The organism is Streptomyces thermocarboxydovorans (assembly GCF_039524635.1).
Taxonomy (GTDB): Bacteria; Actinomycetota; Actinomycetes; order Streptomycetales; family Streptomycetaceae; genus Streptomyces; species Streptomyces thermocarboxydovorans.
On sequence record NZ_BAAAGU010000045.1, the window covers coordinates 26,208 to 48,242 of the forward strand.

Sequence of the window (22,035 nt, forward strand, 5' to 3'; positions counted from 1 at the left end):
GTCAGGACGGCCGGGCGGCCGGGCGGCCGGACGGTTACTTGATCTTGGTGCCGGTGGAGCGCAGGTGGCGGCAGGCCTCGACCACGCGGGCGGCCATCGACGCCTCCGCCAGCTTGCCCCAGCTGCGCGGGTCGTAGACCTTCTTGTTGCCGACCTCGCCGTCGACCTTCAGGACGCCGTCGTAGTTGCGGAACATGTGGTCCGCGACCGGACGCGTGAAGGCGTACTGGGTGTCGGTGTCGATGTTCATCTTGACCACGCCGTTCTCCAGCGCGGTGTGGATCTCCTGCTCGGTGGAGCCGGAGCCGCCGTGGAAGACGAAGTCGAACGGCCCAGGAGACGCGGGCTTGCCGAACTTGGCGGCGACGCCCTCGTTCAGCTCCTTCAGCAGCTCGGGACGGAGCACCACGTTGCCCGGCTTGTAGACGCCGTGGACGTTGCCGAAGGACGCGGCCAGCAGGTAGCGGCCCTTCTCGCCCAGGCCCAGGGCCTCGGCGGTGCGGATCGCGTCGTCGACGGTGGTGTAGAGGGAGTCGTTGATCTCGTGCGAGACGCCGTCCTCCTCACCGCCGGTCGGGGTGATCTCCACCTCGAGGATGATCTTGGCGGCGCGGGTGCGCTCCAGCAGCTCCTGGGCGATGGCCAGGTTGTCGGAGAGGGTCTCCGCGGAGCCGTCCCACATGTGGGACTGGAACAGCGGGTTGCGGCCGGCCCTGACGCGCTCCTCGGAGATCGCGAGCAGCGGACGTACGTACCCGTCGAGCTTGTCCTTCGGGCAGTGGTCGGTGTGCAGGGCGACGTTGACGTCGTACTTCTCGGCGACGATGTGCGCGTACTCGGCCAGGGCGACCGCGCCGGTCACCATGTCCTTCTTGTACTGGCCGCCCAGGAACTCGGCACCGCCCGTGGAGATCTGGACGATACCGTCGCTCTCCGCCTCGGCGAAGCCGCGCAGTGCCGCGTGCAGGGTCTGGGACGAGGTGACGTTGATGGCCGGGTAGGCGAACTTGCCTGCCTTCGCCCGGTCGAGCATCTCGTTGTAGACCTCGGGAGTTGCGATGGGCATCTGTCCGCTCCTTAGCGCTGCGGGTTGGCGTACTGCGTACTGTCGGCCCTGACCTGGAACCTTGGAAGCGACGTCATTGTCGGTCACATCCTTCCAGACTCGGCCGGAACGTCCATCCCGCTGTCCGCGGGCTGGGCGGTCGGCCGGTCAGTCCAGGCCCAGCTCGTCCTTGGAGTAGGCGAACAGGTAGGGCACCCCGGCGCCCTCCCGGATCTTCTCGGCGGCACCCGTCGCCCGGTCGACGATGGTCGCGACGGCCACGACCTCCGCGCCGGCCTCACGCACCGCCTCGACGGCGGTGAGCGGGGAGCCACCGGTGGTGGAGGTGTCCTCGACGACCAGGACCCGGCGGCCCTTGATGTCCGGGCCCTCCACGCGGCGCTGCAGCCCGTGCGCCTTGGCGGCCTTGCGCACCACGAACGCGTCCAGCTTGCGGCCGCGGGCCGCGGCGGCGTGCAGCATGGCGGCGGCCACCGGGTCGGCGCCCATGGTCAGACCGCCCACGGCGTCGAAGTCGTACTCGGCGGTCAGATCCAGCAGCACCTGCCCGACCAGCGGGGCGGCCTCGCCGTCGAGGGTGATGCGGCGCAGGTCGACGTAGTAGTCGGCCTCCAGGCCCGAGGAGAGGGTGACCTTGCCGTGCACCACGGCCTTGTCCTTGATCTGCTGCAGCAGCGCGCCGCGTGTGTCCGTCATGCCTGTCAGCTTAAAGCCGGGTCCAGGTCCAGGTCGTCGCGGCCTCCAGCGGCTCCAGCGGGGTGACCAGGCGCGGGTGCGTGTTCAGCCCGTTCGGCGGGCCGGTCTGCGGCTCCACGCACACCGCCTCGCGCTGCTCGTCGTAGATCACCACCCACTCGACGCGGCTGGCCACCCGCAGCCGGAGCTGCTCCGGCCAGGTGAGGGTGACGTCCACGCCGCCGGGCATGCCGAAGCAGTCGTCCCAGGGGCCGGGCGACGGATCGATGCGCCGCCCGGTGGGCAGGCGGTCCTCGCCGCGCTCCTCCTGCCAGGCCGGCTTGAAGTCGAGCCGGACGTCCTCGCCGCCGAGGTTCCGGTTGAACCAGGGGTGCCAGCCGAGCTGGGCAGAGAAGGACGACTCGTACGTCTCCACGCTCATGGTCAGGGTGAGCGAGTCGCCGGTGAGCGCGATCCGCTGGGTGACGCGGCCGGGGTAGGGCCACGGGTCGGTGAGGTCGTAGGTCAGCACGGCCTCGTCGGGGCCGCTGCGGGCGGTGCGCCAGGCGGCGTCGCGTGCGGTGCCGTGGATGGCGTGCGGCGGGGCGTTGAGCGGCAGCTGGTGGACGGTGGCCCCGTCCCGGAACCGGCCGTCGCGGACCCGGCCGCACCAGGGGACCATCGGGAAGCAGCCGTAGCGCTCCCCCTGCCGCAGCAGCTCCACGCCGCCGACGCGCAGCCCCGAGACCCGCCCGCCGTTGCCCGGCGTCACGGTCACCTCCGCGTCGCCCGCGGTCAGCGTGATGTCTTCGTTCCTCACACGTCGACCCTAACGGGGTGATCAAGAGGGCCTCGCCGGACGCGTGGGAAACGGGTGTCCGGCCGGCCGCCGGTACGGCTGCCCGCGGCGCGGCTGCCCGCGGGACGCTCAGCGCCGGCGGCGCAGTGCCCGGATCGCCACCACGACGGAGGCCACCGCGAGCGCCGCCGCGGGTGCCGCCCAGCGCAGCGGGGTGGGCTGGGAGACGGTCTGCGGTGCGGGGACGGGGGCGTACCGGCCGCGCGGCGGGGCGTGGTCCACTTCCTCGGCGCTGCGGCCGATCATCGTCCGGCGGGCGTGGGCGGCCTCGGCGACGGCGCCGTCGGAGGTGTCCTGGAAGTCCTCGTCCTCGTCTTCGTCCTCGTCTTCGTCCTCGTCCTCGTCGTCGGCGGCGGCGGGGTCGAGGGAGGAGGGCGGGACCTCGGTGTCGAAGACGGAGGGGGACTCGGGCTCGGTCTCGGTCTCCTCCTCCGGCGCCCGCTCGGACCCGGTGCCGGGCTCGGACGACGTGGACGGCGGGGACGGCGGGGACGGCGGGGACGCGGGCGCCGACGCCGGCGGCGGCGGGCTGTCGTCCGCGTCCGGGGTGGTCTCGAAGTCCGTGGTGGCCCGGGGTTCGAAGTCCCCGGTGCGCAGCATCTCGGGCGACTCGTCCTCGGCGCCCTCCCCGGCCTCGGCTGCCAGGTTCTGGGCGAACCGGTCGATCAGCCGGGACACCGCCGAGGCCACCGAGTCCGGCGGGAACTCGAGGATCCGGCCGTCGGCGCTGCCGGTGCCGTCGAGGGTGAGGGTGACGCCGTCCTCGGCGTCCCGCAGGCGCAGCCGCAGCGCCAGCTTCACCGAGCCGCTGCCGCGGGTCTCCGCCGCGTCGCCCTCCACGGTGTAGGCGCCGTCCTCCTGGCCGGTCACGCGCAGGGTGCCCCGGTAGGTGACCGAGTGACTGCCGACCCGGACCTTCAGCCGCCCGGCGACGGGTTCCGCACCGGCGTCGTGCTGGAGCCCGGGAACCGCCCGGGCGACCCGCGCGGGGTCGCCCAGCACCTCCCTGAGCCGCTGGGCGGAGACCGGAACGAACACCTCGTGCTCCATGACAGCGGAGCCTACCCACGCGGCGCCCCGCTGCACCCTCGCGAACGGAAACTCCCGCGCGTCGCACGGGCCGTCACGGCGCGTACCGCGGATGGACGAGGCTCGACGGAGGCAGGTCCGGGATGCGGGTGCGGGAGGCGGCGCGGGCGGCGGAGACGAGGGCGGAGTCGGTGAGCGTGCGCAGCCGGGGACCCGAGGGGTCGAGCTGAAGGGCGGGGGTCGTGCGGGAGGCGAGGATCAGGCCGCTGTCGCCCGTCCGGTAGGGGGCCGTGCGGAAGCCGGCCGCGCGCAGGGTCGACTCCACCGTCCAGTACGTACGGGGGTGCGCGGACAGCGGGCCCGCGTGCACCACCAGCCGCCCGCCGGGGGCCAGCACCCGCCGGACCAGGCCGTAGAACTCCTCGGAGTACAGCTTGGTGGTCTCGGTGACCCCCGGGTCGGGCAGGTCGCAGATCACCACGTCGTACGCGGCCGGGGGTGCGCCGCGCAGCCGGTCGAAGGGGTCGGCGATGGTCACCGTCACCCGCGGATCGTCCAGGGAGTGACGGTTCAGCGCGGACAGGGCGGGGTCGCTGCGGGCCAACCGCACCAGTCCGGCGTCGGCTTCGACGACCTCGGCGCGGTCCACGCCCGGATGGCGCAGCACCTCACGGGCGGCGAGTCCGTCGCCGCCGCCGAGGACCAGTACGCGGGCGTGCGGTCCGGTCATCGCGGGGTGCACCAGCGCCTCGTGGTGGCGGAGTTCGTCCCGCTGAGCGGCCCGCAGCCGGCCGTCGAGGTACAGCGCCAGCGGCCGGTCGTCCCGCCCGCCGGTGAGGACCACCTCCTGGACCTCGGTGCGCAGCGCCAAGCGGACATCGGAGCCGTACAGGGCGTGCCGTGCGGCGCGTTCGAAGTCGTCGACGAGGGCGGTGGCCGAGGCGAGCACCGCCAGCACGCAGACATTGGCGGTGATCAGCAGCCGGCGGGCCCGGCGGGTGAGGTCCTGCCGGAACAGGCCGAGCACCAGCGCCCCGCCGACCACCGCGTTCACCGCGCCGGTGATCAGCGCGCCGGTCAGCTGGCCCAGAAAGGGAAGGAGAAGAAAGGGGAAGGCCAGTCCCCCGACGAGTGCGCCCACGTAGTCGGCCGCGAAGAGGTCGGCGACCGCGCCGCCCGGGTCCTGGCGGCGGATCCGCTGGATCAGCTCCATCAGCAGCGGCACCTCGGCGCCGATCAGCAGACCGGTGGCCAGGGAGAAGCCGACCAGCAGCACGCGCGGGCCGTCGGACCACAGCCCGCCCCAGTCGCCGGTCCAGGCGAAGACCGCGTACAGGGCCATCGCACTGCATCCGCCGACCAGCGCGAGCACCGCCTCGACGGCGCCGAAGCCGGCCGCGGCGTGCCGGCGCAGCCGCTTGGCGGCCAGGGAGCCGACCCCCATGGCGAAGACCATGACAGACAGCACGACCGACGCCTGGGTGACCGAGTCGCCCATCAAGTACGAGGCAAGCGCGACCAGTTCGAGCTCGTACACCAGTCCGCAGGCCGCACAGACGAACACGCCGGTGAGGACCAGGAACCGTCCGGTGGCCTGCCGCACGGGCAGCCGCGCCGCCCCGCCCGCGCCGCCGCAGCCGCCGGATCCCACAGGTCCGGCCGGCCCGTGCCCGGGCTGCACGGGACCGGGCGGGGCGGGGGCCTGCGGTTCGATCACTCTGCGACGGTACGTCACGCCTTCGGTGCGAAGCGTCACCCACACGCGGGGGATTTGTTTACACCTGACCGATGTTGGTATGAGCGAGCGACGCCCCGCCGAGGGATGAGCCGTGGGCCTCTCACACCGCGGCGGGCAGCCGCGTACCGACCTTCGTCCGGGTCGCCACCAGCTGCCCGTCCTGGGGATAGGCGTGCCAGGTCCGCCAGTGCACCCGCCCCTCACGGCGCTGGGCGAGCATCGCGGTGAACGCGTGCGGGCTGCCGGGGAACACCCCGGCCAGGCCCTGCGGATGTTCGGCGACCAGGGCGAGCAGCTCCTGCGCCCGGCTCGCGAAGGATCCGGGCGGTAACTCCTCGACGCAGGCGGCGAATTCGTACTCCCAGTCCCCCACCCGCTTGGCGACACCCAGCGGAAGGGGCGTACTGCTGCCCGGAATACAGGCCACCGTCTCCGAGCACAGACCGCGCTCTTCCTCCAGCAGCACCTGGTGGGAGGCGCCGAGCAGTCTCAACTGAAGCCTCGCCCCGACCAGTTCCAGGTCGAGCGTGGCCAGCGCGGGAAGCGGCTCGCGTCCCAGCGCCCAGGCGAGGTCGGCCGCGCGGGTGTCGGTGTAGGCGGTGTTCAGGGTCGTGAGCATGGATCGGCTCCGCAAGCACACAAGGAAAGGAAGAAGAACGGGTCCGGTGTCCCCTGGTCGCACCGGGGATCTCGGCCCGTCAGCCCGGTCGGCCGGTCGGGATGGGTCCGCAGCAAGTCCGTGGGCTGCTTGGCGGTTTAGAGGGAATCATGAACTGTGGCGCCGCCACAGCGTTTTTACCCAACTTCGTGGGGTTTCCATCCCCTAGGGGGCTCAACAGCTCAACTGTTCAACTATGGCGTGCGCCCTGGAGGTACGGGCTGTGCCCACGCGCCCTGGGTCCGGCCGCGGAGCGAAGCGACGCGGCGGGGCCCGCCCCAGGCGCGGACCCCGCCGCTGCGGATGCTTCCCCCGTTCGGGAGGAGTGCTGCCCCGTCAGCCGCCTCCTCCGCCGCATCCGCCGCCTCCCCCGCAGCCGCCGCCTCCCCCGCAGGACGAGCCTCCGCCGCAGGAGGAGCCCCCGTCGCTCCCGGAGCTGCAGGACGCCCCGACGGCACCGCCGCCGGCCCACCAGCTCTGGTCGCTGCCGCTGTGCCCGCCACCGGAGTACCGCGCCCGCCGCCGGCGCGCCCGCCGGTTGGCGGCCGCCCCCTGGATGAGGCCCACGACGATCGCGATGAACAGACCGAAGATGATGATCGCGAGGATGATGCCCATGGCCATGGCGTCACCGCCCTTCCGAGTCCCCCGTGAATCCCCCGAAGCATCCCCCCGTGGGTGCCTCGTTCACGTGCGTGGTCGGGAGATGCCCCCCGCTGCCTCGCCCCAAAGCAGAGTTGAGCAACTTCTGAGGGTTCCGTCACACGGGTGGCCTCCGGCCTCCGCGACTGCGCAGCTCAGGGCTTCTCGGGGCCGGGCGCGCGCCCCCGGCCGCCTGACGCTGAGCGAAGGAGCCCGGCGGGTCAGGACTCGGAGTCGCTGCCGGGGAGGAGGGTGATGGCGAGGGCGGCCGCGTCGTCCTCGAGTTCCCCGGTGTGGCGGAAGAGGGCGGTGAGCATGGCGTCCAGGACGGCGCCGGGGTCCGGCGGGAGCGGGCCGGTCAGGGACGGGACGGGGTCGAAGAAGACGCCGCTGCGGTCACGGGCCTCGATGATGCCGTCGGTGAACATCACGAGCGTGGCGCCGGCCGGCCACTTGTACTGCCCCACCGGGACCTCGGACCCGTCCAGGTCGCCCAGGCCCAGCGGCAGCGACGGGCTCTCCGGCTCCAGGGCCGTCACCCGGCCCTCGTGGACCAGCAGCGGCGCCGGATGGCCCCGGTTGGCCATGCGCAGCACCGAGTGCTCGGGGATGACCTCGGCGAAGACGGCGGTGACGAAGTCCTCGTCCGTCAGATCGGCCCGGTAGTCCCTGAGCTCCTTCACCTGCTGCTCCACGCTGCGCACGACGTCGGACAGGTCCGGCAGATGACGGGCCGCCGCGTGGAAGGAGCTGAGCACGGTGTTCACCAGGGTGACCGACTGGGTGCCCTTGCCGCGCACGTCACCGATCAGGACGCGGATCCCGTAGGGCGTGTCGTGCAGTGCGTAGAGGTCGCCGCCGATCAGGGCTTCCTTCTCGGCGGCCCGGTACCGGGTGGCGATCGCCAGCCCCCGGACGCGGTCGGGCATGGACGGCAGCAGCGCACGCTGGACGGCCTCGGCCACCTGGCGGGTGGTCCTCAGCTGTTCCCGCTCCCGGGTGAACAGGCGGTTGAGGAACATCGCCACGAGGGTCAGGACGGCGAGGGTCACCAGCTGGATGAGCACCGCCCGGGTGAGCTGGAACTCGGTACCGCGCAGCGCCAGGACCGCCCCGGCCGCGCAGGACGCCGCACCGCTGGCGGCCGTCCAGGCCAGGGAGAGCATCGGCGCCGCGATCACGGGGACCACGGCCAGCAGGGGGAAGGTGTTGACCTCCAGCCAGGTGAGCTCGATGACGATCGCGGCGAGGAGGATGACGGCGGGCAGGAACCGGGACCACCGCAATCTCCTGGAGACGCGCTTGTCCTGGTATCGGTATCGCTCCATCCATACGGTCCTCGGGTCTCGTCCCGCACCGTTCCGGCTCCAGTCTCCGGCACGTTCCCGCACCCGGCCACCGCTGGCCGCTCCCCCGGTGACGGTGACGTGGGCGTCCGCGCACCCCGTGTGCGTGCCCCACGGCACCCGGCGTGCGTGCCCCCACGGCACCCGGCGTGCATGCCCCCACGGCACCCGGCGTTCCCGCCCCGCGCGGACGACCGGCGGGTGAGCCCGGTTGACGCGGGCCGGGATGCCTGTTGAGGAACGCCGTGGCTTCGGCGGAGGATGGCCGGCATGACCTCCAGTGCGCGCCCCCTCCTGAACCGCCGGCTGGCGGAGTTCGGGACGACGATCTTCGCCGAGATGTCCGCCCTCGCCCTGAAGACCGGGTCCATCAACCTCGGCCAGGGCTTCCCCGACACCGACGGCCCGGAGGAGGTCCGGGAGGCGGCGGTACGCGCCCTGCGCGACGGCCGCGGCAACCAGTACCCCCCGGGCCCCGGCATCCCCGAGCTGCGCACCGCGATCGCCGCTCACCAGCAGCGCCGCTACGGCCTGGCCTACGACCCCGACACCGAGGTCCTGGTCACCGCGGGCGCCACCGAGGCGATCGCCGCCTCCCTGCTCGCCCTGGTGGAGCCCGGCGACGAGGTGATCGCCCTGGAGCCGTACTACGACTCCTACGCCGCCAGCATCGCCCTGGCGGGCGGCACCCGCGTCCCGGTCACCCTGCGCCCCGACGGGGACCGCTTCCGGCTGGACCTGGACGAGCTGCGCGACGCGGTCACCGACCGCACCCGGATGCTGCTGATCAACTCCCCGCACAACCCGACCGGCACCGTCCTCACCCGCGAGGAGCTGGCGTTCATCGCGGAGCTGGCGGTGGAGCGGGACCTGCTGGTGGTCACCGACGAGGTCTACGAGCACCTGGTCTTCGACGAGGCCGAGCACGTCCCGCTGGCCACCTTCCCCGGCATGCGGGAGCGCACGGTGACCATCTCCAGCGCCGGCAAGACGTTCTCCTTCACCGGCTGGAAGGTCGGCTGGGTGACCGCCTCACCCGAGCTGGTGACGGCCGTGCGCTCGGCCAAGCAGTACCTGACGTACGTCTCCGCGGGCCCCTTCCAGTACGCGGTCGCCGAGGCGCTGGCGCTGCCCGGCTCGTACTACACCGGGCTGCGCGACGACCTGCGCGCCAAACGGGACGTCCTGGCCGCCGGGCTCACCGAGGCGGGGCTGTCCGTCTTCCGCACGGCGGGCACGTACTTCATCACCGCCGACATCCGCCCCCTCGGCGAGAGCGACGGGGTCGCCTTCTGCCGGTCCCTGCCCGAACGGGCGGGTGTCGTCGCCATCCCCACGGCCGTCTTCTACGACCACCAGGAGGCGGGCGCCCCCTTCGTGCGGTTCGCCTTCTGCAAACAGAAGGAGGTCCTGGAGGAGGCGGCCCGGCGCCTGAAGGGCGCGGCGGCGGGCGGCTGAACCCTCCCCCGGATCCGGACACGAGAAAGCCCGGCCCGGCGGCCGGCCGTGAGGGCCGGTGCCGGGCCGGGCTGTCGGTTCGCCGTGGAACGGCGCGAGACGGCGCGCGGCCTACTCCTCGTCGTCGGGCTTCTCCGCCTCGTTGATCTCCTGCTCCAGGCCGAGCTGCTCGACCAGCCAGCGGTCGAACTCGATGGCGGCCCGGACCCAGCTGACCGTCGAGGAGACGAAGTGCTCCAGGCTGACGCCCATGCCGATCAGCATCTGGGCCTCACCGATGAGACGGACGGTGCCGTCGTCATGGGTGTGGGTGTAGACCTTGGGCCACAGCGTGCGGCGGTTCCAGTCGTCCACGGATTCGAGCAGCTGGGGCTTCTCGTCGATCTGGTGCGGCCGGTCGTAGAACGTCCGCACGGAGAAGATCTGCTGGTCACCCTCCCCACGGAACATGAAGTAGGTGCGGAACTGCTCCCACGGCGCCGCGAGGTCACCCTCGTCGTCGACGACGTACTTGAGCTCCATCTGGTCGAGGAGCTGCTTCACAAGGTCCTGATCCGGGACGACGGGGCCCGCCGGTCCTTGGGGCTGCGGCTCGGGCTGCTGGCCCCCGAAGTTCGGAATCGAGGACGGGTCGATGCTCACCGTGATTTTCCCTTCGTACGGATCCCGCCATCCTCCCCCATGCGGGGAGGGGGGTGGCAAGCCCCGACGGGCCTGTCAGCCATGGGCTGACACGATCCGGTCATTCTGCGGGTACCACGGTGAGCGAACCGACACCTTCCTCCCTTTTGTCACTCAGAGTGACTTCGCGGTCGCCGGCCCGACCAGCAGGCCGTCGGCCGCCCGGTCCACCCGGACCGTGTCGCCGTCCTTGATCTCGCCGGCCAGGATCTCCTTGGCCAGCGTGTCGCCGATCGCGGTCTGCACCAGCCGGCGCAGCGGGCGGGCGCCGTAGGCCGGGTCCAGGCCCTCCTCCGCGAGCCACTCCAGCGCCTCGGGCGTGACGTCGAGCGTGAGGCGCCGCTCGGCGAGCCGCTCGGCCAGCCGGTCGATCTGCAGCTTGGCGATCCGCTCCAGCTCCGGCTTGGTCAGCGCCGAGAAGACCACCAGGTCGTCCAGACGGTTGAGGAACTCCGGCTTGAAAGAGGCCCGCACGACCTCCAGCACCTGCTCCTTCTTCTCCGCCTCGCTGGTGATCGGGTCGACCAGGAACTGGCTGCCCAGGTTGGAGGTGAGCACCAGGATGGTGTTGCGGAAGTCGACCGTGCGGCCCTGCCCGTCGGTGAGCCGGCCGTCGTCGAGCACCTGGAGCAGGATGTCGAAGACCTCCGGGTGAGCCTTCTCCACCTCGTCCAGCAGCACCACGCTGTACGGGCGCCGCCGCACCGCCTCGGTGAGCTGGCCGCCCTCCTCGTAGCCGACGTAGCCGGGCGGGGCGCCGACCAGCCGGGCCACGCTGTGCTTCTCGCTGTACTCCGACATGTCGATGCGGACCATGGCCCGCTCGTCGTCGAAGAGGAAGTCGGCGAGCGCCTTGGCCAGCTCGGTCTTGCCGACGCCGGTGGGGCCGAGGAAGAGGAAGGAGCCGGTGGGACGGTCCGGGTCGGAGATCCCGGCCCGGCTGCGCCGCACCGCGTCGGAGACGGCGCGGACCGCCTCGCGCTGCCCGATCAGCCGCCGGCCGATCTCCTCCTCCATGCGCAGCAGCTTCTGCGTCTCGCCCTCCATCAGGCGCCCGGCCGGGATGCCGGTCCAGGAGGCGACCACGTCGGCGATGTCGTCGGAGCCGACCTCCTCCTTGACCATGGTGTCCTTGGCGGCCTCCTCCTCGGCCTTGCTGGCGGCCTCCAGGTCGCGCTCCAGGGCCGGGATCTCCCCGTACAGCAGCTTGGAGGCGGTGTCGAAGTCGCCGTCGCGCTGGGCGCGTTCGGCCTGGCCGCGCAGTTCGTCCAGCTTCTCCTTCAGCTCACCGACCCGGTTGAGGGACTGCTTCTCCTTCTCCCAGCGGGCGGTCAGGCCGCGCAGCTCCTCCTCCTTGTCGGCGAGGTCGCGGCGCAGCTTCTCCAGCCGCTCCTTGGACGCCTGGTCGGTCTCCTTGCTGAGCGCCAGCTCCTCCATGCGCAGCCGGTCGACGGCGCGCTGCAGCTCGTCGATCTCGACGGGCGAGGAGTCGATCTCCATGCGCAGCCGGGAGGCGGCCTCGTCGACGAGGTCGATGGCCTTGTCCGGCAGGAAGCGGGAGGTGATGTACCGGTCGGAGAGGGTGGCGGCGGCGACCAGCGCGCTGTCCGCGATCTGCACCTTGTGGTGGGCCTCGTAGCGGCCCTTGAGGCCGCGCAGGATGGCGATGGTGTCCTCGACGGACGGCTCGGCCACCAGCACCTGCTGGAAGCGCCGCTCCAGGGCGGGGTCCTTCTCGATCCGCTCGCGGTACTCGTCGAGGGTCGTCGCGCCCACCATGCGCAGCTCACCGCGGGCCAGCATGGGCTTGAGCATGTTGCCGGCGTCCATGGCGGAGTCCCCGCCGGCACCGGCGCCGACCACGGTGTGCAGCTCGTCGATGAAGGTGATGATCTGCCCGTCGGAGTCCTTGATCTCGGCGAGGACGGTCTTCAGACGCTCCTCGAACTCGCCGCGGTACTTGGCGCCGGCGACCATCGCGCCCAGGTCCAGCGCGACCAGCCGCTTGTCCTTGAGCGACTCGGGCACGTCCCCCTTGACGATCCGCTGGGCGAGGCCCTCGACGACGGCGGTCTTGCCGACGCCGGGCTCACCGATGAGGACGGGGTTGTTCTTGGTGCGGCGGCTGAGCACCTGCACCAGGCGCCGGATCTCCTGGTCCCGCCCGATCACCGGGTCGAGCCGGCCCTCGCGGGCGGCGGCGGTGAGGTCGGTGCCGAACTTCTCCAGCGCCTTGTACTGGCCCTCGGGGTCGGCCGTGGTGATCCGGCGCCCGCCGCGGACCTTCTGGAAGGCCTCCTGCAGCTTCTGCGCGGTGGCGCCCTGCTTCTGCAGCACCTCACCGGCGGCGCCGCCCTTGGCGGCGATCGCGATGAGCAGGTGCTCCGTGGAGACGTACTCGTCGCCCAGTTCCCGCGCCCGCGTCTGGGCGTCGGCGATGACGGCGAGCATCTCCCGGTTGGGCTGCGGCGGAGCCACGGTGGACCCGGTCACGCTCGGCAGCCCGGCGAGGACGCGCTCGGCTCCGGCCCGGACGGCCGCCTGGTCGGCGTCGACGGCGGCGAGCAGATCCGTGATGTTCTCGTTGTCCTGCCCCTGGAGCAGGGCGAGCAGCAGGTGGGCGGGGGTGAGGTCGGGGTTCCCGTCGGTCACGGCCCGGTTGCCGGCGGCGTTGATCGCTTCCCGGCTCCGGTTGGTCAGCTCGGCGTCCACGTGTCCGTTCTCCTCCTTGCAACGACCCTTCAGCGCCCCTGGCGGCCTTCAGCCGCACTCGTGGCTGACTTGCTCAACATACACAAACTTGAGTCTATTCCGCTCAAGGGTGGGGCGGGAGGGCCCCGGCGGGCTAAGTTCCGGGGCATGACCACCTCGCAGCCCGCGGATCCCGGCCGGCCGGACCCGGAGTACCTCACCTTCTGGCGGGAACGGCACCTGTGCACGCTGACCACCCTCCGCCCGGACGGCACGCCGCACGTGGTGCCGGTCGGAGTGACATACGACCCCGATGCCCGCCTTGCTCGGGTCATCACCCGGAAGACGAGCAGAAAGGTGCGCAATGTACTGGCGGCCGGCCCCGAGGGGGCGCCGGTGGCGGTCTGCCAGGTGGACGGCGGGCGCTGGGCCACGCTGGAGGGGCGCGCGTTCGTGCGCACGGACCGGGAGCGGGTGGCGGAGGCGGAGCGCCGCTACGCCGAGCGCTACGGGCGGACGCCGGCGCCCAACCCGGAGCGGGTCGTCATCGAGATCGCCCTCACACGGGCGATGGGCCGCGGCTGAGGAGCCGCAGCTCTCTCATGGCCTCCTCAAGGTCTATTTTCGGCCACTGCGTGGCCCCCGCGACCCGGTGCGCCCCCGGTGCGCATGGTCGGACATCTGACCGTATAACCCCACGAACGACAGCGGCGTCACCGTGTTCAGGTCACGGTGACGCCGCTGCGGGGGGAAGCGCCTGAGCGATCTTTTACGACGGGGGAATCGCGTCAGGCGCTGCGGGGGGTGGCGGAGAAGGCCCTTGGGGCGGGGATGCCGGCATCCACCTGCTGGGTGTCCCGCTGGTCGAGGTTCACAAAGATCATTCCGTACCGGATGGCACACCGCACGGGCTGCGGCGCACCCCGCGGCCGGCGCAGACACCGGTAGGCCCGTACGTCTCCGTCCTCGTCCCGCGTGACGACGACCGGCTCACCGAACACGGTCACCATCAACGAGTCACCGCTGTGGGGGATGGCGGTGACCAGGTCGATGAAGTGCCAGCCGGAACGGTAGGCCGTGGCCATCTCTCTGCGGAAGGAACGGTCGTCGGGTGGTGTGGTCACGTCAGCTCCACGCAGTGTCTGCCGGGTGAAGATCCGCAGCATCGCCGTCGGTCGAACCGACTGCCCCGCTCGACCAAGCGGTGTCCTGCTGCACCCCACTCTCCGCTCCGGAGAGGCCACTCAGCGAACCGACGGCCACAACGGCGGAGAAGGCGGCAACAAGCACCCAGCGAAGCATTCTCTTACGCATAGTCAGCTTCGTCCTCACTTGAAGGTCCCCTCTTCCCCCGTCCTGTAAGACGATGGCTCATTCGGGCACGTCATGGCCACACGATCGGTGCATCATGTTCCTGCATGTTCAGGACCCTGGGGGGTGGAGATTTGCCAACAAATCGGACCAAAGCGACACATCCCCATGCCATGACGGAGTTGTGCCCGGAAGGACGTCGTCTCTACTCGAACGCCCTCCGCACAGGACGTATCGCCCGGGCGGACGCGGAACCCGCCCCGTGCCTGATGGAGTTCGCCCTGCTCCGTCCCGATCCTGACGACCCGAACTGGCTGCGACCGGTTCCGCCATCGGTGGTACTGGCCCAACGCCTGGACCCGATCGAGCGCGAGATCGCCGAACGCAGGCGGCTGTCCATCCAGTTGGCGGACGCCTTTGAACCGTTCCTGGGCCTCGGCGCGCCGGTAACGGAGTCCATCCACTCGATCACCGTGCTGGAGGGGCTCGACCGTATCAACGAGGCGCTCGACCTGGCGACCGCCCAGTGCCAGAACGAGGTGCTCGCAGTCCAGCCGAGCCACCGCCACCCGGAACGTCGGCTCATGGAGGCGCTGGAGCGTGACAGGCCCCTGATCGAGCGTGGGGTGCGGATCCGCACGCTTTACCAGCACACGGCCAGGTACAGCCCCGAACGGATCGCCTGGGTCGAACAGTTCACCGACGGCAAGGTGGAGTACCGCACCATCGACGAACTGGTCGAACGCCTGATCATATGCGATGAGACCGTGGCCTTCATCCCGGTGCGCGAAGACCGTCAAGTCGCCCTGGAACTCCGTCACCCCGGTCTGGTCCGCTACCTGATCAAGGTGTTCGAGTTCATGTGGGGCAGGGCCGTGCCCCTGAGCGCCGGCGCGCCCTACGAGACCGCCCCCGACGGCATCACCGACATCCAGCACTCCATCGCCAAGCTGCTCGTCGAAGGCCACGTCGACGAGGCGATCGCCCGCCGCCTCGGTATGAACGTCCGCACGTGCCGGGCCCACATAGCCAAGCTGGCCTCTGCCCTGGGCAGCGGCAGCCGTGCCCAACTCGGTTATCTGATCGCGCAGTCGGGGATCCTCGAACACGGAGGAGACGGCAAGTGAACTCGGCGCCGCACGCCGAGCACGGGGTGGAGGAGCTGTGCGCCGCGGCTGCCCGGCTCTACGAACGGGCCCTCCGCGAGGGCTCGGTGCCGGCCCAGGAGGCCCAGGCGGCCCCCTGTCTGATCGACCTGGACCTGCTGCATCCCGCCCTCGACGACGTGACAAGGCTGGAGCCGACCGCCCCTCTGGTGGCCCTCCACCGCTACCTGCGCGAGTCCGGCGAACGCATCGCCGAGGCCCGGCGGCGCGAGGAAGAGGTCGCCGGCATGTTCCAGGCCCTGTCGCGCATCGGCGCCTCCCCCACACCTGAGGACGGCACCCCCACCATCAAGATCCTCAGCGGCACCAGGAGGATCAAACAGGCCATCACGGACGCCATGGCCCAGAGCACCCACGAAGTGCTCACCGTCCAGCCCCGAGCGGGCCTCACCGGCCCCCGAGGCGATCACGCCGACGCGCTGGCCTACGAACGCGACCAGGAAGTACTGGACCGCGGCGTACGCGTCCGCACGCTCTACCAGGAGACGATGCGCCACCTCCCCGCTGTCATCTCCCGCCAGGACATGAGGGGAGACCTCGAGGCCCGCGCGCTGACCGAGGTGCCCGGCCGGCTCATCATCGTCGACCGTGCGGTCGCCTTCCTGCCCGCCGACGAGGACGGCTCGCTCGCGGCCGAGATACGCAATCCGGCGATCGTCGGCTACCTCGCCACCGCCTTCGACCGCTTCTGGCGCCTGGCGAAGCCGATGTTCCCCCAGCGCACCCCCCAGGCGGGGCCCGACGGGCTCACTCCCCGGCAGCGCGCCATCGCCGAACTCCTCATCGAGGGCCACACCGACACCGCCATCGCCGAACGACTGGGCTTGAACGTCCGCACCGCCCGCGTCCACATCGCCAAACTCGCCGCCACCCTCGGCAGCCAGAGCCGCGCCCAGCTCGGCTACCTCATCGGCCAGTCAGGGATCCTCGATCACGTCGACCACGTCGACCACGTCGATCACCAGGGAGCCGACACGTGACCTCGATGCCGCATCCCGTGCACGGCATGGAGGAGCTTTGCGCCACAGGCAGGGAGCTCTACCAACGGGCCCTGCACGAGGACTCCCTGTCGTCTCAGGAGGTCGAGCACGCCACATGCCTGACCGACCTCGGCCTGCTGCAACCCTCCGTCGAAGCCCCGGGCACATGGACGCCGGTGGCACCCCAGATCGTCCTGCGTCGCCTCCTGCGCGCCTCCGCGGAGGGCATCGCCGACGAACGTCGCCGGGAGCAGCGGCTGGTGGAGGCTGTCGCACCACTGCTCACGGCCACCGAGCACAAGGACGCTGCGTCGACGACGTCCGCTCTCACGCTCCACACCTCGCTCGAACGCATCAACAGGGCCATCGATGAGGCAGTGACCGATGCCTCCGAAATCCTGGCGATCCAGCCCCGCGCCAGATCCACCCACTCCGGCGGGGTCACCGACGAGTCCGCCCTCCGGCGTGATCAGGCGCTGCTCGACCGCGGCGGCCGTATCCGCGCCCTCTACCCGCACACTCTGCGGCACGCCCCCAAAGTCGCCGCCCGCTACGAGCAACTGAGAGGCGACGTCCAGGCGCGCACGCTCGACGAGGTCACCGACCGACTTCTCGTCTGCGACCGCCGAGTCGCCTTCATTCCCGCCCGAGCGGACCGGACCACCGCACTGGAGATCCGTCACCCGGCGATCGTCACCTTCCTCGCAACGACCTTCGAACGGCTCTGGCGCCTGGCCACCCCCATGTTCCCCCAGGCCGTCCAGCCGCCCTCCCCCGACGGCATCACCGCGCGCCAGCGCGCCATCGCCGAACTCCTCGTCGAAGGACACACCGACACCGCGATCGCCGAACGCCTCGGCATGAACGTCCGCACCGCCCGCGTCCACATCGCCAAACTCGCCGCCACCCTCGGCAGCCAGAGCCGAGCCCAGCTCGGCTACCTCATCGGGCGGTCGGGGATTCTTGATCGGGGACGGTGAGGGTCGGGGAGTGGGAGCGGTCCAGGCCGGCCTGGGCTATGCGGACGCCCAGCTGGGCGCGGCTGGCCGCGCCCAGGGTCTCCGAGAGGCGGGCGATGTGCGCCCGGCAGGTGCGCACGCTGATGCCCAGGCGCCCGGCGATGACCGCGTCCTGGTGGCCCTCCGCCAGCAGCGCCGCGATGGACCGCTCCCGGTGCGAGATGCCCTCGATGCCGGTGTCGGGGAGCGGCGCGGTCAGGGGGATGGCCAGGCGCCAGAAGCGGTCGAAGACGGTCACCAGGTAGTCGACCAGTGCGGGGTGGCGCAGCTCCAGGGCCATGGTGCGTTCGGCGTTGGCGGGGATGAAGGCGACCGTGCGGTCGAAGAGGATCAGGCGCTCGGTCACCTCGTCCAGGGTGCGGGCCTCCACCGCGCCGCCCATCAACTCCAGGTAGGAGAGCAGCCCGTGGCCGTGCCGGGCCACATGGGTGTACAGGTCCCGCATCCGCACCCCGCGCCGGCGCAGAGCCATCGCCCGGTGCAGGCCCTCGGAGAGTTCCGCCTCGCGCCGGATGCCGCCGGGCTGGACGGTCAGCACCTCGGCGGTGCACGCCTGGGTCGCCTCGTCCATCGCCGCCTGGATGCGGGCGAGTCCGTCCAGGACGCGGATGGCGGGGCCCTCCGCCGCCGGTGCGGGCTGCACCTGGCGGCCCAGGCCCGCGTACCACTCGAAGGCCTCCACCGCGGAGCCCACCCGGCGCCGGCTGGTGCTGATCTCCTCGTATACCTCGCGCAGCAGCCGGGTCATGACCTCCTGGGGCGAGGTCGGCACCAGCCAGTCCATGTCGTCGGGGTCGGGGTGCAGCAGGGCGAGTTCGAGGAGGCAGGGAACCGGTTCGGCGTCCCGGCGGTGCACGCGCCCGCGCCGTACGGCACGGGAGTACACGCGGTCCCCGGCCTCGCACAGTCGGTCAGCACCGTGTGGATGCTCGTCCGTCCCGTGCCCGGCCATCGCCCGTTCCACCCCCGGTTGCAGCGCCTTTCCGCAGCGCAACTATGCGCGGACGGAACGTGCTGCGCAACACGGCTCGACCGCGGAATCGCCCCCTTTGATGGCCCGGATTCCGCTATGTGCACTCCCCCGGGATGACCCGTTGCAACAAGATGAGGGTGGTGTCGGTGCGGGCGGAGATGGGATTGTCTCGAACACGGGGGTTTCCCGGGGGAACACGGGGGATCCGCGGGGGAACACGGGGGACTCACGGGGGAGTCCGGCCAGGGCTGCCGCCGACGCGGCCCTGGCCGCCCAGGCATGACCGGGCTTGACGGGGAAGGCAGGGCACCACTGTGACCAGGTGGGATGTCAGCGAGAAGTCGGACAGCGAGTCCAGTTCCACGCCTCACCACGAGGCGGAGGGCGGCGCGGCGAGCAGGAGCGGTGCTTCCGTGCGCTGCCCGTTGACGGAGCGCGAGCGGCAGTGGCTCAGGCTGCTGGGCGAGGACTGCCCGCCCGCTTCCCCCTGAACGCGCGGCCCCGGCCGCCGTCCCCCCTGGCCGGGGCCGTGCTCACCACGGCTGTCACGTCGAGCGCACCGCGCTCACACCAGGCGGACCCGAGCGCTCGGCCGGCCCGCGCTCACCTCACGCAAGCCCGCGCTCACCTCACGCAAGCCCGCGCTCACCTCATGCAGGACCGCGCTCACTTCAGGCGACCCGCCCTGCTCACGCGGGCCCGCGCTCACTTCAGGTCGATCGCCTCGCACTCCGCCTTGTACTTGGCGGTGCAGATGTCCGACACCTCGTAGATCTCGTCCGCGATGACCGTGTCCTTGATGTTGTCCTTGGTCAGCGCGACCACCGGCACCAGCTGGGCCCGGATGTTCTTGTGGGTGGGGCTGTCCACCCGGTCGCGGGTCAGCGCGTCGAACTGGATGTCCTTGCCCTGGATCTTCGCCACGGCCATCTCCGCGGCGGACTCGGCCTCCTGCGGGTAGGACTTGTACACGCTCATGTACTGCTCGCCGGTGAGGATCCGCTGCACCGCGGCCAGCTCCGCGTCCTGGCCGGTGATGGGCGGCAGGTCGGTGACGCCGGCGGCCCGGAGAGCCTTGACGATGCCGCCCGCCATGCTGTCGTTGGCGGAGTAGACGGCGGCGATGTTCTCCGCGCCGATCTCGTTGATCGCCCGGGTCATGTTGGCCTGGGCGTTCTCCGGCTTCCAGCCCTTGGTGTCGAAGGACGCGGCGATGGTCACCTTGCCCTTGATCTCCGACAGCGCGCCCGCCTTGAACTGCTTGGCGTTGGGGTCGGTGGGCGAGCCGTTCATCATGACGATCTTGTCGGTGCCCTTGACGTCCCCGAGGGCCTCCAGCAGCGACCGTCCCTGGACCTGGCCGACGAGCTCGTTGTCGAAGGAGATGTACGCGTCGATCGGGCCCTCGGCGAGCCGGTCGTAGGCGATGACCGGGATGCCGGCCTCCTTGGCCTTCTTCACGCCGTCCGCGATGCCGTGCGAGTCGACCGCGTCCAGCACGATGACATCGAGCCGGTCGTCGATCATCTGCTGCAGCTGGCTCTCCTGCTTGGCCGCGTCCGCGTCCGCGTTGGCGTAGACGACCTGGCCCTCGCCGCCGGTGAGGGCGTCCACCTTGCGCTTGAAGATGGGGTAGTCGAACTGCTCGTAGCGCGTGTTGGCCTTCTCCGGCAGCAGCAGGCCGATCTTCACGTCGTTGCCCTTGGTGGGGCTGGCGTCGTCGCTGCTTCCCGTCGCGTCGAGCACGCCGCAGCCGGCGAGCATCACGGACACGGAGGTGGCGGCCACGGATATGGCGATACGACGACGCATGCGAAGGTCCACTTCAGTACGTAATTCGGGACGTGGGCACAGCAGTGCGACCCATGTGACTGAAAAGCCAATCTTCACCCGCCATCGGCGTCAAGAGGAACCACTTAACGAAGTGGATACGACACGCTCCGCTGATCTCGTGAGGGACCCGGGGAGGAATCGCGGGGCAACCGCGAACACCTGCACATACGCCGGTCATTGATGTGTGCGCGCTCCCACGGGCACGCGAAGGGGCCCGGAGGCCGACGCCGGCTTCCGGGCCCCGAAGCGGAACCCCGGAAGGTGTCAGTCCGACTGCTGCTGCCGCTTGGGCCGCCAGACCACCAGCGCGCTGGTCTGCTGCACCTGCTGGTACGGGACCAGATCGCGGCGGTAGGAGGCGTGGACGGCCGCCTCGCGCTGGCGCATCGCCGCCGCCGCGCCGTCCAGCGCGTCCTCCAGTTCCGCGATCCGCGCCTGGAGTTCGGCGACCTGGTTCTCCAGTTCGATGATGCGCTTGATTCCGGCCAGGTTGATGCCCTCGTCCTGCGACAACTGCTGCACCTGGCGGAGCAGTTCGATGTCGCGGGCCGAGTAGCGGCGGCCCCGCCCCGGGGTACGGTCCGGCGAGACCAGCCCCAGACGGTCGTACTGCCGCAGGGTCTGCGGGTGCAGGCCGGAGAGCTGGGCCGCCACCGAGATGACGTAGACCGGGGTGTCCTCGGTCAGTTCATACGGATTCCGTCGACGGCCGTCCATCTCAATCAAGCTCCCTTCGCGGCCTGGAACAGCTCCGCCCGCGGGTCCTCACCCGCGGTTGCCTCGCGATACGCCTCCAGCGCCTCACGAGCCTTCCCCGACAGGTTCTTGGGAACACTCACCTCGACGGTGACCAGCAGATCACCGCGGGTGCCGTCCTTGCGTACCGCGCCCTTGCCCCGGGCGCGCATGGTGCGTCCGTTGGGCGTGCCCGGCGGCAGCTTCAGCGTGACCGGCGGCCCGCCCAGCGTGGGCACCCGCACCTCGCCGCCGAGCGCGGCCTCGTCGAACGTCACCGGCACGGTGACGGTGAGGTTGTCGCCCTTGCGGCCGAACACCGGGTGCTTGCCGACGTGCACGACCACGTACAGGTCGCCCGCCGGACCGCCGCGCTCGCCCGGTGCGCCCTTGCCGCGCAGCCGGATCCGCTGGCCGTCGCTGACGCCCGCGGGGATGCGCACCTGCATCGTCCGCGAGGACTTGGCCCGGCCGCTGCCCTTGCAGACGTCGCAAGGGGTCTCGGCGATCAGACCGCGCCCCTTGCAGTCGGGGCAGGGGTCGGTGAGGGAGAAGCCGCCGCCGCTGCCCCGCGCGACCTGCCCGGTGCCGACGCAGGTCGGGCACACACGCGGTGTGCCGTTCTTGTCGCCGGTGCCCGAACAGGCCTTGCAGGGCGCCTGGGAGGACATCCTGAGCGGGACGGTCGCCCCCTCGATCGCCTCGGTGAAACTGAGCGTGACCTCGGACTCGATGTCCTGGCCACGCCGCGGCTGCGTCCGCGTGCCCGCGCCGCCGCCGCGGCCGAACAGGCCCCCGAAGACGTCACCGAGACCGCCGCCGAAGCCTCCGCCCTGCCCGGCCGGACCGCCGAACAGGTCGCTGAGGTCGAAGTTGAACGTGCCGCCGCCGGCGCCCGGCCCCGGGCGGAAGCCGCCGTTGCCGAACAGTGCGCGGGCCTCGTCGTACTCCTTGCGCTTCTTGGGGTCGCCGAGGACGTCGTGCGCCTCGGAGATCTCCTTGAACCGCTCCTCGGCCTTGGCGTTGCCCTTGTTGGCGTCCGGGTGGTACTCGCGGGCGAGCTTCCGGTACGCCTTCTTGATCTCGGCCTCGGTGGCGTCCTTGGGGACGCCGAGGACCTTGTAGTAGTCCTTCTCGATGAAGTCCTTGGTACTCATCCCCGACGTCCCTCCTTC

21 protein-coding genes are annotated in these 22,035 nt (G+C 71.2%); 6 read left to right on the forward strand and 15 right to left on the reverse strand.

Going from position 1 to position 22,035, the window contains the following annotated elements; translation table 11 throughout:
- Positions 1 to 34 precede the first annotated feature (34 nt).
- The 8 genes from fbaA to ABD198_RS21105 all read right to left on the reverse strand — a co-directional run bounded on the left by fbaA (position 35) and on the right by ABD198_RS21105 (position 7,995).
- Positions 35 to 1,066 carry a class II fructose-bisphosphate aldolase gene (gene fbaA, locus ABD198_RS21070; RefSeq protein WP_344004202.1) on the reverse strand — a complete coding sequence of 344 codons (1,032 nt, stop codon included), beginning with the start codon at positions 1,064 to 1,066 and terminating at the stop codon, positions 35 to 37.
- A gap of 147 nt (positions 1,067 to 1,213) precedes the next feature.
- Positions 1,214 to 1,762, reverse strand: a complete 549-nt coding sequence (gene pyrE / locus ABD198_RS21075; RefSeq protein ID WP_344004205.1) for an orotate phosphoribosyltransferase — start codon at positions 1,760 to 1,762, stop codon at positions 1,214 to 1,216.
- Between the two features lie 10 nt (positions 1,763 to 1,772).
- The gene (locus ABD198_RS21080; protein ID WP_344004209.1) at positions 1,773 to 2,561 is read right to left on the reverse strand and encodes an aldose epimerase family protein; all 789 of its coding nucleotides are present in this window, start codon (positions 2,559 to 2,561) and stop codon (positions 1,773 to 1,775) included.
- Positions 2,562 to 2,669: 108 nt separating this feature from the next.
- Positions 2,670 to 3,650, reverse strand: a complete 981-nt coding sequence (locus tag ABD198_RS21085; RefSeq protein ID WP_344004212.1) for an SRPBCC family protein — start codon at positions 3,648 to 3,650, stop codon at positions 2,670 to 2,672.
- Between the two features lie 73 nt (positions 3,651 to 3,723).
- On the reverse strand, positions 3,724 to 5,346 hold the full coding sequence (locus ABD198_RS21090) for a polyamine aminopropyltransferase (protein ID WP_344004214.1): 1,623 nt from the start codon (positions 5,344 to 5,346) through the stop codon (positions 3,724 to 3,726).
- A gap of 121 nt (positions 5,347 to 5,467) precedes the next feature.
- On the reverse strand, positions 5,468 to 5,986 hold the full coding sequence (locus tag ABD198_RS21095; RefSeq protein WP_344004217.1) for a DUF2617 family protein: 519 nt from the start codon (positions 5,984 to 5,986) through the stop codon (positions 5,468 to 5,470).
- Positions 5,987 to 6,361: 375 nt separating this feature from the next.
- Complete coding sequence (locus ABD198_RS21100; protein ID WP_344004220.1) at positions 6,362 to 6,649, reverse strand: hypothetical protein; 288 nt, start codon at positions 6,647 to 6,649, stop codon at positions 6,362 to 6,364.
- 239 nt (positions 6,650 to 6,888) lie between these two features.
- A complete protein-coding gene (locus tag ABD198_RS21105; RefSeq protein ID WP_344004222.1) occupies positions 6,889 to 7,995 on the reverse strand; it encodes a PP2C family protein-serine/threonine phosphatase in 1,107 nt (368 codons plus the stop codon).
- Positions 7,996 to 8,274: 279 nt separating this feature from the next.
- Between ABD198_RS21105 and ABD198_RS21110 the strand changes: the two genes are divergently transcribed.
- Positions 8,275 to 9,471: a pyridoxal phosphate-dependent aminotransferase gene (locus ABD198_RS21110; protein WP_344004225.1), complete on the forward strand. Its 1,197-nt coding sequence runs from the start codon at positions 8,275 to 8,277 to the stop codon at positions 9,469 to 9,471.
- Positions 9,472 to 9,582: 111 nt separating this feature from the next.
- Here the strand turns inward: ABD198_RS21110 and ABD198_RS21115 are convergent, their stop codons facing one another.
- Positions 9,583 to 10,113 carry a YbjN domain-containing protein gene (locus tag ABD198_RS21115; RefSeq protein WP_344004228.1) on the reverse strand — a complete coding sequence of 177 codons (531 nt, stop codon included), beginning with the start codon at positions 10,111 to 10,113 and terminating at the stop codon, positions 9,583 to 9,585.
- A 153-nt stretch (positions 10,114 to 10,266) separates the two neighbouring features.
- The gene (clpB, locus tag ABD198_RS21120; RefSeq protein WP_344004231.1) at positions 10,267 to 12,864 is read right to left on the reverse strand and encodes an ATP-dependent chaperone ClpB; all 2,598 of its coding nucleotides are present in this window, start codon (positions 12,862 to 12,864) and stop codon (positions 10,267 to 10,269) included.
- 147 nt (positions 12,865 to 13,011) lie between these two features.
- Here clpB and ABD198_RS21125 point away from each other — a divergent pair, with 147 nt between their 5' ends.
- Positions 13,012 to 13,428 carry a pyridoxamine 5'-phosphate oxidase family protein gene (locus tag ABD198_RS21125; protein WP_344004234.1) on the forward strand — a complete coding sequence of 139 codons (417 nt, stop codon included), beginning with the start codon at positions 13,012 to 13,014 and terminating at the stop codon, positions 13,426 to 13,428.
- Positions 13,429 to 13,631: 203 nt separating this feature from the next.
- Here ABD198_RS21125 and ABD198_RS21130 read toward each other — a convergent pair whose 3' ends face one another.
- Positions 13,632 to 13,967, reverse strand: a complete 336-nt coding sequence (locus ABD198_RS21130; RefSeq protein ID WP_344004236.1) for a hypothetical protein — start codon at positions 13,965 to 13,967, stop codon at positions 13,632 to 13,634.
- Between the two features lie 294 nt (positions 13,968 to 14,261).
- Between ABD198_RS21130 and ABD198_RS21135 the strand changes: the two genes are divergently transcribed.
- Genes ABD198_RS21135 through ABD198_RS21145 form a run of 3 tightly spaced genes read left to right on the forward strand, consistent with a single transcriptional unit; the run spans position 14,262 to position 17,280 of the window.
- Entirely contained in the window at positions 14,262 to 15,281 is a 1,020-nt protein-coding gene (locus ABD198_RS21135; RefSeq protein ID WP_344004238.1) for a helix-turn-helix transcriptional regulator, read from the forward strand.
- Entirely contained in the window at positions 15,278 to 16,300 is a 1,023-nt protein-coding gene (locus tag ABD198_RS21140; RefSeq protein WP_344004240.1) for a helix-turn-helix transcriptional regulator, read from the forward strand. Before ABD198_RS21135 ends, ABD198_RS21140 begins: the two co-directional genes overlap by 4 nt.
- Positions 16,297 to 17,280 (forward strand): helix-turn-helix transcriptional regulator, encoded by a 984-nt coding sequence (locus ABD198_RS21145; protein ID WP_344004242.1) that lies wholly within the window; start codon positions 16,297 to 16,299, stop codon positions 17,278 to 17,280. The genes ABD198_RS21140 and ABD198_RS21145 overlap by 4 nt, the downstream gene beginning before the upstream one ends.
- Here ABD198_RS21145 and ABD198_RS21150 read toward each other — a convergent pair.
- Positions 17,243 to 18,271: a helix-turn-helix transcriptional regulator gene (locus ABD198_RS21150; protein WP_344004244.1), complete on the reverse strand. Its 1,029-nt coding sequence runs from the start codon at positions 18,269 to 18,271 to the stop codon at positions 17,243 to 17,245. The two genes, ABD198_RS21145 and ABD198_RS21150, sit on opposite strands and share 38 nt — an antisense overlap.
- A gap of 335 nt (positions 18,272 to 18,606) precedes the next feature.
- Here ABD198_RS21150 and ABD198_RS21155 point away from each other — a divergent pair, with 335 nt between their 5' ends.
- Positions 18,607 to 18,783, forward strand: a complete 177-nt coding sequence (locus ABD198_RS21155) for a hypothetical protein (protein WP_344004246.1) — start codon at positions 18,607 to 18,609, stop codon at positions 18,781 to 18,783.
- Positions 18,784 to 18,997: 214 nt separating this feature from the next.
- Here the strand turns inward: ABD198_RS21155 and ABD198_RS21160 are convergent, their stop codons facing one another.
- The 3 genes from ABD198_RS21160 to dnaJ form a co-directional block, all read right to left on the reverse strand.
- Positions 18,998 to 20,104, reverse strand: coding sequence for a sugar ABC transporter substrate-binding protein (locus tag ABD198_RS21160; protein ID WP_344004249.1), 1,107 nt, complete (start codon positions 20,102 to 20,104; stop codon positions 18,998 to 19,000).
- 285 nt (positions 20,105 to 20,389) lie between these two features.
- Positions 20,390 to 20,842 (reverse strand): heat shock protein transcriptional repressor HspR, encoded by a 453-nt coding sequence (locus ABD198_RS21165; protein ID WP_344004251.1) that lies wholly within the window; start codon positions 20,840 to 20,842, stop codon positions 20,390 to 20,392.
- Between the two features lie 5 nt (positions 20,843 to 20,847).
- The gene (dnaJ, locus tag ABD198_RS21170) at positions 20,848 to 22,017 is read right to left on the reverse strand and encodes a molecular chaperone DnaJ (RefSeq protein WP_344004253.1); all 1,170 of its coding nucleotides are present in this window, start codon (positions 22,015 to 22,017) and stop codon (positions 20,848 to 20,850) included.
- Positions 22,018 to 22,035 lie beyond the last annotated feature (18 nt).

Bases quoted from the DNA above. Each gene is read 5' to 3' on its own strand.
- ABD198_RS21125 (WP_344004234.1), top strand. From the start codon at position 13,012: ATGACCACCTCGCAGCCCGCGGATCCCGGCCGGCCGGACCCGGAGTAC.
- ABD198_RS21105 (WP_344004222.1), bottom strand. From the start codon at position 7,995: ATGGAGCGATACCGATACCAGGACAAGCGCGTCTCCAGGAGATTGCGG.
- ABD198_RS21150 (WP_344004244.1), bottom strand. From the start codon at position 18,271: ATGGCCGGGCACGGGACGGACGAGCATCCACACGGTGCTGACCGACTG.
- ABD198_RS21110 (WP_344004225.1), top strand. From the start codon at position 8,275: ATGGCCGGCATGACCTCCAGTGCGCGCCCCCTCCTGAACCGCCGGCTG.
- ABD198_RS21165 (WP_344004251.1), bottom strand. From the start codon at position 20,842: ATGGACGGCCGTCGACGGAATCCGTATGAACTGACCGAGGACACCCCG.
- pyrE (WP_344004205.1), bottom strand. From the start codon at position 1,762: ATGACGGACACACGCGGCGCGCTGCTGCAGCAGATCAAGGACAAGGCC.
- dnaJ (WP_344004253.1), bottom strand. From the start codon at position 22,017: ATGAGTACCAAGGACTTCATCGAGAAGGACTACTACAAGGTCCTCGGC.
- ABD198_RS21100 (WP_344004220.1), bottom strand. From the start codon at position 6,649: ATGGCCATGGGCATCATCCTCGCGATCATCATCTTCGGTCTGTTCATC.
- ABD198_RS21095 (WP_344004217.1), bottom strand. From the start codon at position 5,986: ATGCTCACGACCCTGAACACCGCCTACACCGACACCCGCGCGGCCGAC.
- ABD198_RS21160 (WP_344004249.1), bottom strand. From the start codon at position 20,104: ATGCGTCGTCGTATCGCCATATCCGTGGCCGCCACCTCCGTGTCCGTG.
- ABD198_RS21085 (WP_344004212.1), bottom strand. From the start codon at position 3,650: ATGGAGCACGAGGTGTTCGTTCCGGTCTCCGCCCAGCGGCTCAGGGAG.
- fbaA (WP_344004202.1), bottom strand. From the start codon at position 1,066: ATGCCCATCGCAACTCCCGAGGTCTACAACGAGATGCTCGACCGGGCG.
- ABD198_RS21135 (WP_344004238.1), top strand. From the start codon at position 14,262: ATGTTCAGGACCCTGGGGGGTGGAGATTTGCCAACAAATCGGACCAAA.